Source organism: Nocardiopsis listeri NBRC 13360 (genome assembly GCF_001570765.1).
GTDB lineage: Bacteria > Actinomycetota > Actinomycetes > Streptosporangiales > Streptosporangiaceae > Nocardiopsis > Nocardiopsis listeri.
Window position 1 is genome coordinate 21275 of the sequence record NZ_BCSH01000017.1, and the last position, 12168, is coordinate 33442.

Consider the following 12168-nt stretch of genomic DNA (forward strand, 5'->3'; position numbering starts at 1 on the left):
ATGTCCACATGCGGACACACTGGGCAGTTCCATCCGGTGGCCACGGCCGCGGACAGCGAGCCGTTCCCCTGCGGGGCGTCCCACTCGACCCTCGGCGGAAGGCCTGGTCATCGGATCACCGATGGAGGTCACGTCCATCAACCCACAGTGACCGTAGCGCTCAAGCCGCCATAATCGCGACACGCGACATGAACAACATCACACCGCTACCAGGACAACCAATCGTAGGTCAGCGTACTCCGCCACGCACACAGCGTGCCCCCGCGGCGCCGCCGGAACATCAATCGGCATCCCATGCACGCCCATCCTGGGTTAGGCTTGACCCCGCGACGGGGTAACCTCCGTCAAAACCATGGCTCCGTAGCTCAGGGGATAGAGCACCGCTCTCCTAAAGCGGGTGCCGCAGGTTCGAATCCTGCCGGGGCCGCCACACAAGGCGCGGGCGTCGTCCTCCAACGGGGACGGTGTCCGCGCCTTTTTGCTTTCCCATGGTCGCCCCCAGAGACGATCAAGTCCCCACAAGTATCGCGGACAGCACACCCGGTACCGATTCTCCCCGAACAACGACCTTTCGGACGCACCGGTTCCTTGGAGGCCCCGTTCTGGGGAGAACTCTGGACGGAATCGCCCTTCCACGTCGTGTCGGGACGGGCTTCACCAGGCTCCGGCCTCGATCATGGAGACCCGGCCGACCAGGCCGGACACGCGTGATCCAGGGCGAACGGGGGCGAGCCGGGTGGCGAACGGAGACCACGGGACCGAACGCGACACCGAGCGGGAGAACGGTCGGCCGCGAGGGCGGCAACGAGGTGGGTCGCCCTCGGCGATCGCGTCCGCGCTCAGCAGGGATCCCCATCCGGGGCCACAGCACTGGGGTGGACCGCGGCCACGTCGTGCGGAGCCGGAGGTGTTCTTCCCCCGCAGGTTCCCCCGGTTCTCCCCCGAGGATTGACTTCGCCGGGGACGGCGTGGCCTTGGGCGAGGGATCCTCGAAATCGGGTTCCATGGCGGGACTTCCCTGCGCCGATCTCACACGAGGAAGGTGGACCCGAGAGCCCGCAGAGGAAGCTACGCCACGGTGCCAGGACGATCTCGCTGAACTTGGCCATGACGGGGCGACCGCGCCACTCCTCCTCGGGCAGCTCGCGGGCGTTGGTGAGGTCGACGTCGAAGACCCGCTCCAGGTGCTTGGCCACACCCTCGTCGAAGAGCTCCACGTTGATCTCGTAGTTGCCGATGAGGCTGAGCCGGTCCACGTTGGCGGTGCCGATGGTGCTCCACTGGCCGTCCACCGTGGCGGTCTTGGCGTGCACCATCGTGCCCTGGTACAGCCACAGACGCACCCCGCCGCGGAGCAGTTCGGAGTAGCGACCGCGCGCCAACCAGTCCGCGACGACGTGGTTGGAGTTCTCCGGGACGAGGACGTTGACGTCCACTCCCCGACCGGCGGCCTCGACGAGCACGTTGGCGAGCTCCTGGTCGGGGATGAAGTACGCCTGGGTGAAGAGGACCCTGTCCTTGGCACGGTCCAGCGCCTCCAGGAACATCGCCCGGATCGGGTAGATGAGCTGTTCGGGAACGTTGCGATGGACGCGGATGTGGGGGTCCCATTCGGTCTCGCCCAACCCCTCCAGTTCGGGGTCGCTCGCGGCCTTGTTGCTGTTCCAGAAGTCGACGAAGGCGTTCTCCAACTCCCACACCACCGGGCCGGCCACCCGCAGGTGGGTGTCGCGCCACTCCATCGCGTAGGTGGAGCCGATGTTGAACCCACCGACGAACCCGATCTCGCCGTCGACGGTGAGGATCTTGCGGTGGTCCCGACCGGACTTGCGCACGTCCAGGAGCAGCATCCCGAGCCGGAACACCGGGTAGCGCAGGACCCGTACCGAGGGTGGGAACTCGAAGAACCGACGGGGCACCACCAGGTTCGCGAAACCGTCGTAGACGACGTACACCTCGACACCGCGTTCGGCCGCCTCGATCAGGGCGGCCTTGAACTCGCGGCCGACGGCGTCGGACTTGATGATGAAGGACTCGAAGAGGACGCGACGGCGGGCACCGCGGATGGCCCCGAGCATGTCCTCGAACAGGTCGGCGCCATAGGTGTAGACGGTGGTGGTGTTGCCCCCGAGCGGCAGGGACGTGGGTTCGGTACGGGGAAAGTTCACCCGGTGCGGGCGCACCTTCTTTCGCCAGTGGTCGATCCCGACAAGGGTCGCCACCACGGCGATCTGAGTGGCGAGGAGTCCCAAGAGCCCTCGCCGAACCCAGGTCATGACGGTCGAACGTCTCAGCATACGGTCGCCTCCCGGAACAGGCCGTCCGCCGTGGGGTCGCCCTGGGGCGCGGCCCGGCACAGTTTGTGTCCCAACCGTATCCGGCCGTGCACGGTGGACCTTGGACGAATCACCTCGCCCCGGGCCGGGTCGGCCCTGTTCGCGCCTGCGCGGCAAGAGCGGTTCGGTGGTGGGGCCTTCCCATCTGCCACGGACCGGTCGACGGTCCACCCGGTAGAGGAGGGCGCCGGCCGGCCGAGACTCTCCGGTACCGCCGCGTAGCGATCGTCGTCGGTGACGTGGAAGAGCACGTCCATGCACGATGCGGCGTCCAGGCTCGTGTCCTCGAAGGCATCCAGTGCGGACACGTCCTGGCGGACGAACCGGTGGGGGGACGTCCGCGCAGACGCCCCACCGCCGCGTGGGACATGTCACAACCGGTGACCACGTCGGCTCCGAGTCGACCCCACGGGTCCACGTAGAAGCCGGTTCCGCCGCCCGCGTCGAGAGCACGCGCCCCGCGCGGCTCCAGCCGGCCCACCTCACGGAGGAAGACCTCTTCCCGTACCCGGTACGTCCACCTGCTGAAGGGCCGCCCGAGCGCGCGGCGGCCCACCCCGTCCTGTTCCAGGACCGTGAACCCCACCTCCTGGGCGATCGTCCTCGGCAGGCCGCGCGGGTGCGTCTTCCGCTCCTCTTTCCGGCGCATGGGCCACCGGGTGTACTCGATGTGGTCGAGGAGCAGGAGCAGTCCACCGGGGCGCAGTACCCGCAGCATCCGTTCCAGGGCGCGGCGTTGGTCGGGGATGACGCAGAACGCCAGGGCACAGACCACGGTGTCGAAGGTGGCGTCGGCGAAGCGCAGGTCCTGGACAACCCGGACCCGGTGGAGCGGCGGGCGATCCCGACCGCGCACCTGGCGGATCTGGAGGAGCGCATGGCCCTGCTGCGTGAGGCCCGGGAGATCGTCGAGCAGGAGATGGTCCGCCGACACGAACAACCCTGATCGGTCGACTGCGCCGCTGCACGGGCGCGGGCGAACACTCACGGCTCGGCCTCGGCTGTCTCCGGCCGCTGCTAGACATATCGCATTCCCCGGCGCACGCCCCTCGATCCGAGAGAAGGAAACACGCTTGAACAGCGAGCACCTCACCGAGTACGCGGGACTGCCCATCGTCGACTTCCTTACGGAGGGCGCCGAGAAGACACACCTGTACGAGGCCTTCCAACGGGACCGGAGGGACGGGGTGGAGACACCCACCTCCACCCCGCACCGGGAGCGGATGGAGAAGGCCATGACGGCCCCGGCCTCCGTGGCCTGGCGGCTGCACCTGCACGAAGGCCCGGAGACCTTTTCCCGCTACATGGACCGGTTCGTCCGTGAGGTGGACACCTCTCGGGTCACCGCCCTGGTGATCGGTTCCTGGGCGGGGTGGGACAACTCCGACGTTCCCTCGGACGTGGCCCGGGACGCCCTCATCGAACACGTCTCCGCGTTTCCGGCTCTGAGTTCGGTGTTCCTCGGCGACATCACGTTCGAGGAATGCGAGATCTCCTGGCTCCAGCAGTGCGACCTGGCACCGCTCCTGACCGCTTACCCGCGTTTGTCGGAGGTCACCGTCCGTGGTGTGGGCGACCCCGACCGCACCACCAAGACCTACCCCCTGTCCCTGAAGGTGCCCGAGCACACCGGTCTGCGCTCCCTGACCCTGCAGAGCGGCGGTCTTCCCGGCACCGTCGTACGCGGGGTCGTCTCCTCCGGATTGCCACACCTGGAACACCTGGAGCTGTGGCTGGGCGTGAAGGACTACGGGGGTGACGCCGTCCCCGAGGACCTGGCCCCGGTCCTGTCCGGTGACGCCTTCCCGAACCTGCGCCACCTGGGTCTGCGCAACGCCCAGGACACCGGTCTGTGGCTGCGTGCCCTGGTCGACTCGCCCGTGCTCGCCCGCCTGACCTCTGTGGACCTCTCCGAGGGTTCGCTGCGCGGCCGGGACGTGGACCACCTCCTCGCCTCGGTCCCCGCGCTGGCCCACCTGGAGAGTCTGGACCTACATCACCACTACCTATCGGAGGAGGAGACCGAGCGGGTGTGCGCCGCCTTCGCGGCGGCCGGGGTGGAGGTGGACCTCTCCGAGCGGGAGGTGCCCGACGGCGACGAACCCGACGACGAGTACGCCTACTACCCCTCGGTCACCGAGTGAGCGTCCCGGTGGGTGGACGACCGCTGGTCGTGGTGTGCGTGCCGGGCAATCGACGCCGCGCGCTCTTCGCGGAGGCCGCCCGGGAGAGGGGGTGGCCGGAGCCCGTCGTGCTGCCCTGGCACGAACTCGCCGACCCGGCCACGGCCCCGAACCTGCCTCCCGACGCGTTGGTACGGGTGGACTCCCCCGGCGAGGACGTCACCACGGCCCGCCTGCTGCGCGGTTGGGTACGGGATCCCGACCTGTACCGGGCCGAGGGCACCGCCGATCAACACCGTGGGTTCGTCCGCGCACTGGGGCGTCTGTCCTCCCTGGTGGCCGCGACCTCCGGCGCGCACTTGGTGCAGGACCCCGTCGACCTGATCGACATGTGCGACAAACGACGCGCTCACGCGCGCCTGGCGTCTGCCGGAGTCCCGGTGGCGGACGCCCTGCCGGGGCCGATCACCGGCTACGCGTCCCTGCGCGAACGCATGGCCGAGCACCGCGCGCACCGAGTGTTCGTCAAGCCCGCGCACGGCTCCTCGGCTTCGGGGGTGATCGCGCTGGCCACCGGTGGGGCGGGCAGGATCAAGGCGGTCACCTCCGCCGACCTCACCTGGTCGCAGGACGGATCGGTGGCGCTGTTCAACTCGCTGCGACCGCGCACCTACACCACCGAGACGGAGGTGGCGGCGGTCGTGGACGCCCTGGCCCCGGACGGTCTGCACGTGGAGCGTTGGCTGCCCAAGGCCGGCTTCGAGGGCCGTGTGGTGGACCTGCGGGTCCTGGTGGTCGCCGGTCGCGCCGCCCACGTCGTGGCGCGCTCCTCACGCTCTCCCCTGACCAACCTGCACCTGGGCAACGCCCGTGGTGACGTGGACGCGCTCCGCGAGACCATGGGACCGCGCGCGTGGCGGGAGGCCATGGCCACCGCCGAGGCGGCGGCCGGGGTGTTCGGTTCGACCCTGCACGTCGGGGTGGACCTGTTGCTCTCCCCGGGGTGGCACAGTTTCACGATCTGTGAGGTGAACGCCTTCGGCGACCTGCTCCCTCGGGTTCTCCACGAGGGCCGCGGCACACACGCCGAACAGTTGCGCGCGCTCACGACCGGCCGGTTCCCGGTGTCTCCCCCACGGTCCGGCCCCTCTCCCTCGGCGTCCCCCGTCCCCGCACCGCATCGACCCACCTTGGAACACCGTTGAATACCGATACCCCCGGGCCGGCCCTGCCGGGAACCACCCCGGACATGAACACCGTGGTGGGCACGCACGACCTCCTGCTGCTCACTCTGGACACGCTGCGATACGACGTGGCGGTCGAACTCGCCACCGCCGGGCGCACACCCCATCTGGCCCGGTTGCTGCCCGCGGGCGGTTGGCAGGAGCGGCACGCGCCGGGGAGCTTCACCTACGCCTCCCACCTGGCGATGCTCGCCGGATTCCTGCCCACCCCCGCCTCGCCCGGGCCCCACCCGCGCCTGTTCGCGGCCTCGTTCCCCGGCAGCGTGTCCACCGCCCCCGGTACCTGGACTTTCGAGACCGCCGATCTGCCCTCCGGGCTGGCGGCCGAGGGTTATCACACCGCCTGCGTGGGCGGCACGGGCTTCTTCAACCGTCGGTCGGCGCTGGGGTCGGTGCTGCCGGGACTGTTCGCCGAGAGCCACTGGGAGGAGTCGTTCGGGGTCGCCGACCCCCACTCCTTCGAGAACCAGGTCGAACGCGCGGTGCGGATCAGCGAGAACGTCCCCGCCGACCGTCCCCTGTTCCTGCTGTTGAACGTGGCCGCCCTGCACCAGCCCAACTGGTTCCACCTGCCCGGTGCGAGCCGGGAGGCCGGGGACACCCGTGCCAGCCACGCGGCCGCGCTGGAGTACGTGGACCGGCACCTGCCACCGTTGTTGGAGGCCATGAGCGCCCGGCGTCCCTGCTTCGCGATCGTGTGCTCCGACCACGGCACCGCCTACGGCGAGGACGGACACACCGGCCACCGGATCGGCCACGAGGTCGTGTGGACCGTTCCCTACACCCACGCGGTCCTGCCCCACGGCTACCGTTCCGCGGCCCCCGCGCCCGACGAGAAGAAGGAGAAGGCGTGAGCCTCGTCCCCATGACCGAACCCGTGCGCGCGGACTCCCCGTACCGCTCGTACGTGTACTCCTACCCGCACAAGACGGCCTACCGCCCCTTCGACGACCGGCCCCGCCTGAGCGACCTGTGGCGGGGCGAGGACGTGGGCGCGCTGTCGCTGTACGCGCACATCCCGTTCTGCGAGATGCGGTGCGGGTTCTGCAACCTGTTCACCCGTTCCACTCCCCCGGCCGAGCAGGTCACCACCTTCCTCGACGCCCTGGAGCGTCAGGCCGACGTGGTCGCCTCCTGTCTGCCCGAGGGCGCGTCGTTCGCCCGTGCGGCCCTGGGCGGCGGCACCCCCACCTACCTGACCGCCACGGAACTGGTCCGTGTCTACGACCTGCTCGAACGCACCCTGGGCGTGGACCTGACCGCGATCCCCACCTCGGTGGAGACCTCGCCCGCCACCGCCACCTCGGAGCGGCTGGCGGTGTTGAGCGAGCGCGGCGTCACCCGGATCAGCATGGGAGTGCAGAGCTTCGTCGACAGTGAGGCGCACGCCGCCGGACGGCCGCAAAGGCGCGCGGAGGTGGACCGCGCCCTTGCCGACATCCGGGCGTGCACCGACGCCGACCTCAACGTCGACCTCATCTACGGCATCGAGCGGCAGACCTCGGACACCTGGCGTTACTCGTTGGACACGGCGCTGTCCTGGTCGCCGGAGGAGGTCTACCTGTACCCGCTGTACGTGCGGCCGCTGACGGGGTTGGGCCGTCGTGCCCGAGAGTGGGACGACCACCGACTGTCCCTGTACCGGCAGGGCCGCGACCACCTGCTCGGGCACGGCTACGAGCAGGTGTCCATGCGCATGTTCCGAAGGGCAGACGCCGCCGAGACGGCCGGCCCCGAATACTGTTGCCAGACCGACGGCATGGTGGGGCTGGGCTGTGGGGCGCGTTCCTACACCTCGGGCACCCATTACTCGTTCGACTACGCGGTGGGCGTGGGCAAGGTGCGGTCGATCATCGAGGACTACGTGGGGCGTGAAGCCGGGGACTTCGCCCGTGCCGAGGTGGGGTTCCACCTGGACGAGGAGGAGCGTCGGCGCCGCCACGTCCTACAGTCGCTGCTCCGGGTGGAGGGCCTGGACGCGCGGGCCTACGCCGAACGTTTCGGTGGTCACCCGGTGGCGGATCTCGCCGAGGAATTCGGCGCGCTGGCCGCACGCGGGTGGTTGGTCGCCGGGGAGGACTCCGTCGACGCCGCGACGATCCGGCTCACCGAGGAGGGTTTGGCCCACTCCGACTCGATCGGACCGGACCTGTTCTCGGCCCGGGTGAACCGGCTCATGGCCGAGTACGAGGCGGGGTGAGGCCGGTGCCGTCCGACTCCGCCGTGCCGCTCCCGGACCCGACCATGGGTCCCCCCGCGCGCGCCGCTCTGCCCGCCCACCTGACCCTGCTCTACCGGGGGCCGTTGGCCAGCTGCGACTACGACTGCCCGTACTGCCCGTTCGCCAAGCGTCGGGACTCCCCCGACACCCTGCGGGTGGACCGTGCGGCGCTGGAGCGTTTCACCGACTGGGTGGCCGAACGCGCCGAGCACGATCCCGGGACCCGGATCTCGGTGCTGTTCACCCCCTGGGGCGAGGGTCTGGTCCGGTCCTGGTACCGGCGGGCGATCGTTCGGCTCAGCCGGCTGCCGCACGTGGACCGGGTCGCGATCCAGACCAACCTGGGCGGACGCCTGGGCTGGCTCACCGAATGCGACCTCGACTCGGCGGCGCTGTGGACGACCTACCACCCCGGTGAGGTCGCCCACGAGCGGTTCCTGGCCAAGGCCCGCGAGCTCATCGACCTCGGGGTGCGGTTCAGCGTCGGTGTGGTGGGGCTGCCCGAGCACCTGGGAGCGGCCGCTCGGATGCGCGCCGCCCTGCCCGAGCAGGTGTACCTGTGGGTGAACGCGGCCGAGGGACGTTCCTACACCGACGCCGAAGCCGCGACCTGGCAGCGAATCGACCCGCTCTTCCACCACAGCCGACTGCCCCATCCCAGCCGTGGCCTTCCCTGTCGCACCGGTGAGAGTGTGCTGTCCGTGGACGGGGACGGAAACGTGCGGCGCTGCCACTTCGTGGACGACCCCCTGGGCAACCTCTACGACGGGTCCTTCCGCGAACGACTCGGACCCTCGGGTTGCCCGCTGACCACCTGTGACTGCCACATCGGCTACGTCCACCTGGAGCCCCTGGACCTGTACGACGTGTTCCGGGGCGGGGTGATCGAGCGGATCCCTGCGATCCGCGGCTCCTGACACATCCACGTGAGAAGTACCGACGCCCCTTCGAAACCGTCACCGGGGACGGCCATAATTCGTCCCATGGTCCTTCCCCGTGTCATCGCCACCGACCTCGACGGCACCCTCCTGGGCCGATCGGGCGAGGTCTCCGAACGCAACCGCAGGGCTCTGAACGACGCCGTCGACGCCGGAATCAGGGTGGTCATCGTGACCGCCCGACCACCCCGCAACACCGCCGCCATCGCCGAACTGTTCGAGTGCGCCGCAGTGGTCTGCGGCAACGGCGCCCACACCCAGGTGCCCGGCCGCGATCCGCTGGTCAGGGCGATCGACCGCGACACCTCCGGAACCCTCGTAGACAAGCTCCGGGGCGCCCTGCCCGAGGTCGGGTTCGCGGTGGAGACCGGCGTCGGCTTCTACCACGACGCCGACTACATGTTGGAGTCCTGGATGCCCCGGGACTGGGTGACCGAGGTGTTGGAGGACACCGACGCCCTGCTGGCCGCCGCGAACCCCGTCACCAAACTCCTCGCCCGGTCCACCGCCATGCCCGTGCACCTGATGCTCGACGCCGCCTCCCAGTCCATCGGACCCCTGGCGGAGGTGACCTACTCCGGTTCGTCCGGGTTGGTCGAGGTGAGCGCGACCGGGGTGAACAAGGGCAGCGCTTTGGCGCTGCTCTGCGAGGAATGGGGGGTCTCCCGGGAGGAGGTCGTGGCCTTCGGCGACATGCCCAACGACCGGTCCTCGCTCACCTGGGCCGGGTCCGGCTACGCGATGCGCAGCGGCCACCCCGAACTGCTCGACCCGGAGCTGGGGCTGCTGGTGGCCCCGCCCAGCCACGAGGACGGCGTGGGACGTGTGGTGGAGCAACTGCTGCGAGGGTGAGCGACCACCGGCCGAAACGACCGTGGCCCCGGCGGAACGTCCGCCGGGGCCACGTCGGTTCAACGGCCGTGCGCACGGGGGTCCTCCGGGGTGGGGAGAGGAGTCGGGCGTCCCGGAAGGCGCGTCCCAACGACCCTGGACACGACCACCCGGCGACCGTTCGTCGTGGATGGGGACCGTTCACCGCACGATGGGCGACCGCTCGACGCTTCGCACCCGCGTTCGGCGCGTGTTCGGGCGCGTCCCCTGCTCAATCGGTGGTGTCGCTCCTTACAGTATCGAGTAATTCAGGTCACATCCTCGGGATGTGACCTGACCAGCGTCACCGTCCCGCCCATCCCCCCGGAGGTAGCACATGGCGAGTAAAGAACCACCGCAACCCACAACCACCGCGGAGCAGGGTCCAGAACCCACCGAGGAAACGCTGTCCACTGAAGCGGTCATCGCCATGCACAGCGACCCGAGGTTCCTCCACCTCAAGAAGAGCCTCTTCTCCTTCATCTTTCCGATGAGTCTGGCCTTCATGGCCTGGTACCTGCTCTACGTCCTGATGACGGCGTTCGCACGCGACCTGATGAGCGTCCAGCTGTTCGGGAACGTCAACCTGGCGTTGCTCTTCGGTGTGCTCCAGTTCATCACGACCTTCAGCATCGCCATCATCTACTCGAACTACTCGCGTAAGCGTCTGGATCCGGCCGCCGCGGCCGTCCGTGAGGCTCTGGACAACCCCGTGGAGGAGAAGAAGTGAACCTCACCGGCATCCAGCAGTTCACACTCGAGACGGCCGCCGTCAGCGACAGCAGTCGCGCCATCACCATCGGCCTGTTCTCGGTCATCATCGCCGCGACCCTCTACATCACCGTCTGGGCGAGCCGGCGAACCCACAACGCCACCGACTTCCACTCCGGTGGACGCGGCTTCACCGCCACCCAGAACGGGTTCGCGATCGCGGGGGACTACATGTCCGCCGCCTCTTTCCTGGGCATCGCGGGCATGATCGCCCTGTTCGGCTACGACGGCTTCCTGTACTCCATCGGCTTCCTCGTGGCCTGGCTGGTGGCTCTGCTCCTGGTCGCCGAACTACTGCGCAACTCCGGTCGCTACACCATGGGCGACGTGCTGTCCTACCGGATGCAGCAGCGTCCGGTGCGCACCGCCGCGGCCGTCTCCACCATTACCGTCTCCATCTTCTACCTCCTGGCGCAGATGGTGGGCGCGGGCGCTCTCATCTCCCTGCTCATGGGCATCCAGCCCGGTGAGACCTACCTGGGCATGTCCGGGGAGACCGCCAAGATCGTCGGCATCGTGCTGGTCGGCATGCTGATGACCATCTACGTCTCCTTCGGCGGCATGAAGGGCACCACCTGGGTCCAGATCATCAAGGCCATCATGCTCATGACCGGTACCGGTCTGCTGGTGGTACTCACCCTGTCGATCTACAACTTCAACCTCGGCTCCCTGATGACCGATGCGGCCTCGGCCAGCGGCCAGGGAGCGGCCTTCCTCGAACCCGGCCTGCGTTACGGCGTCGAGGTGTCCGGTGACGCGGTCCAGTCCATGTGGAACAAGCTGGACCTGATCAGCCTCGGCATGGCCTTGGTCCTGGGCACTGCCGGTCTGCCGCACATCCTCATCCGCTTCTACACGGTCCCCGACTCGATGACGGCCCGTAAGTCCGTGAACTGGGCCATCGGCCTCATCGGCACCTTCTACCTGTTCACCCTGGTGCTGGGCTTCGGCGCCGCCGCCATCGTGGGTCACCAGGCGATCACCGACCAGGACGCGGCGGGCAACGCGGCCGCACCCCAGCTGGCACAGGCCGTCGGCGACCACTTCGGTGGGGAGACCACGGGAGCGATCCTGCTCGCGTTGATCGCCTCCGTCGCCTTCGCGACGATCCTGTCGACGGTGGCGGGTCTGGTCATCGCCTCGTCCTCCTCCCTTGCCCACGACTTCTACAACTCCGTGATCCGCAAGGGGAAGGCCACCGACAACGAGCAGGTCCGTGTCGCGCGGATCGCCGCCGCCGGCATCGGTCTGGTCGCCGTCGTCCTGGCGGTCTTCGCGCAGAACCTCAACGTGGCGTTCCTCGTGGCCCTGGCCTTCGCCATCGCCGCCTCGGCCAACCTGCCGACGATCCTGCTCAGCCTGTTCTGGAAGCGGTTCAACACCCGTGGCGCGATCTGCGGTGTCTACGGTGGTCTGATCAGCGCGGTGGGTCTGGTGCTCTTCTCCCCGGTCGTCTCCGGCTCCGAGACCGCCCTGATTCCGCACATGGACTTCGCCTGGTTCCCGATGCCCAACCCGGCACTGTTCTCGGTGCCGCTGGGTCTTCTCTGCGCGGTCGTGGGCACGCTCACCTCCAAGGAGCAGGACTTCGAGAAGTTCGCCCAGCTCCAGGTGCGCGCCTTGTCCGGTGCGGGCGCCGAAAAGGCCTCCGATCACTAGTTCTCA

At 69.0% G+C, this 12168-nt stretch carries 10 protein-coding genes, 1 tRNA gene and 1 pseudogene; 10 read left to right on the top strand and 2 right to left on the bottom strand.

Annotated features, from left to right (window positions below):
* The first annotated feature begins 354 nt into the window (after nt 1-354).
* A tRNA-Arg gene (locus NLI01S_RS06190) sits at nt 355-430 on the top strand.
* Between the two features lie 306 nt (nt 431-736).
* Nucleotides 737-952 carry a calcium-binding protein gene (locus tag NLI01S_RS26255; RefSeq protein WP_084392350.1) on the top strand — a complete coding sequence of 72 codons (216 nt, stop codon included), beginning with the start codon at nt 737-739 and terminating at the stop codon, nt 950-952.
* Nucleotides 953-1061: 109 nt separating this feature from the next.
* Here NLI01S_RS26255 and NLI01S_RS06195 read toward each other — a convergent pair.
* Nucleotides 1062-2297 (bottom strand): annotated as a pseudogene (locus tag NLI01S_RS06195) (phospholipase D-like domain-containing protein); the annotation flags it as partial.
* Nucleotides 2298-2406: 109 nt separating this feature from the next.
* Entirely contained in the window at nt 2407-3450 is a 1044-nt protein-coding gene (locus tag NLI01S_RS26725) for a methyltransferase domain-containing protein (RefSeq protein ID WP_190318373.1), read from the bottom strand.
* Here NLI01S_RS26725 and NLI01S_RS06210 point away from each other — a divergent pair.
* The 8 genes from NLI01S_RS06210 to NLI01S_RS06245 all read left to right on the top strand — a co-directional run bounded on the left by NLI01S_RS06210 (nt 3410) and on the right by NLI01S_RS06245 (nt 12162).
* Complete coding sequence (locus tag NLI01S_RS06210) at nt 3410-4480, top strand: STM4015 family protein (protein WP_067600598.1); 1071 nt, start codon at nt 3410-3412, stop codon at nt 4478-4480. The two genes, NLI01S_RS26725 and NLI01S_RS06210, sit on opposite strands and share 41 nt — an antisense overlap.
* An 8-nt stretch (nt 4481-4488) precedes the next feature.
* Nucleotides 4489-5664 carry an STM4014 family protein gene (locus NLI01S_RS06215; RefSeq protein ID WP_157090966.1) on the top strand — a complete coding sequence of 392 codons (1176 nt, stop codon included), beginning with the start codon at nt 4489-4491 and terminating at the stop codon, nt 5662-5664.
* Nucleotides 5665-5708: 44 nt separating this feature from the next.
* The gene (locus tag NLI01S_RS06220; RefSeq protein ID WP_067600604.1) at nt 5709-6557 is read left to right on the top strand and encodes an STM4013/SEN3800 family hydrolase; all 849 of its coding nucleotides are present in this window, start codon (nt 5709-5711) and stop codon (nt 6555-6557) included.
* An 11-nt stretch (nt 6558-6568) separates the two neighbouring features.
* Nucleotides 6569-7903, top strand: a complete 1335-nt coding sequence (locus tag NLI01S_RS06225; RefSeq protein WP_067600727.1) for an STM4012 family radical SAM protein — start codon at nt 6569-6571, stop codon at nt 7901-7903.
* A 44-nt stretch (nt 7904-7947) separates the two neighbouring features.
* Nucleotides 7948-8841: an STM4011 family radical SAM protein gene (locus NLI01S_RS06230; RefSeq protein WP_067600730.1), complete on the top strand. Its 894-nt coding sequence runs from the start codon at nt 7948-7950 to the stop codon at nt 8839-8841.
* A gap of 66 nt (nt 8842-8907) precedes the next feature.
* The gene (locus tag NLI01S_RS06235; protein WP_067600607.1) at nt 8908-9714 is read left to right on the top strand and encodes an HAD family hydrolase; all 807 of its coding nucleotides are present in this window, start codon (nt 8908-8910) and stop codon (nt 9712-9714) included.
* A gap of 355 nt (nt 9715-10069) precedes the next feature.
* Complete coding sequence (locus tag NLI01S_RS06240; protein ID WP_067600610.1) at nt 10070-10462, top strand: DUF485 domain-containing protein; 393 nt, start codon at nt 10070-10072, stop codon at nt 10460-10462.
* Nucleotides 10459-12162, top strand: a complete 1704-nt coding sequence (locus NLI01S_RS06245; RefSeq protein WP_223809133.1) for a solute symporter family protein — start codon at nt 10459-10461, stop codon at nt 12160-12162. The genes NLI01S_RS06240 and NLI01S_RS06245 overlap by 4 nt, the downstream gene beginning before the upstream one ends.
* The last annotated feature ends 6 nt before the right edge of the window (nt 12163-12168 follow it).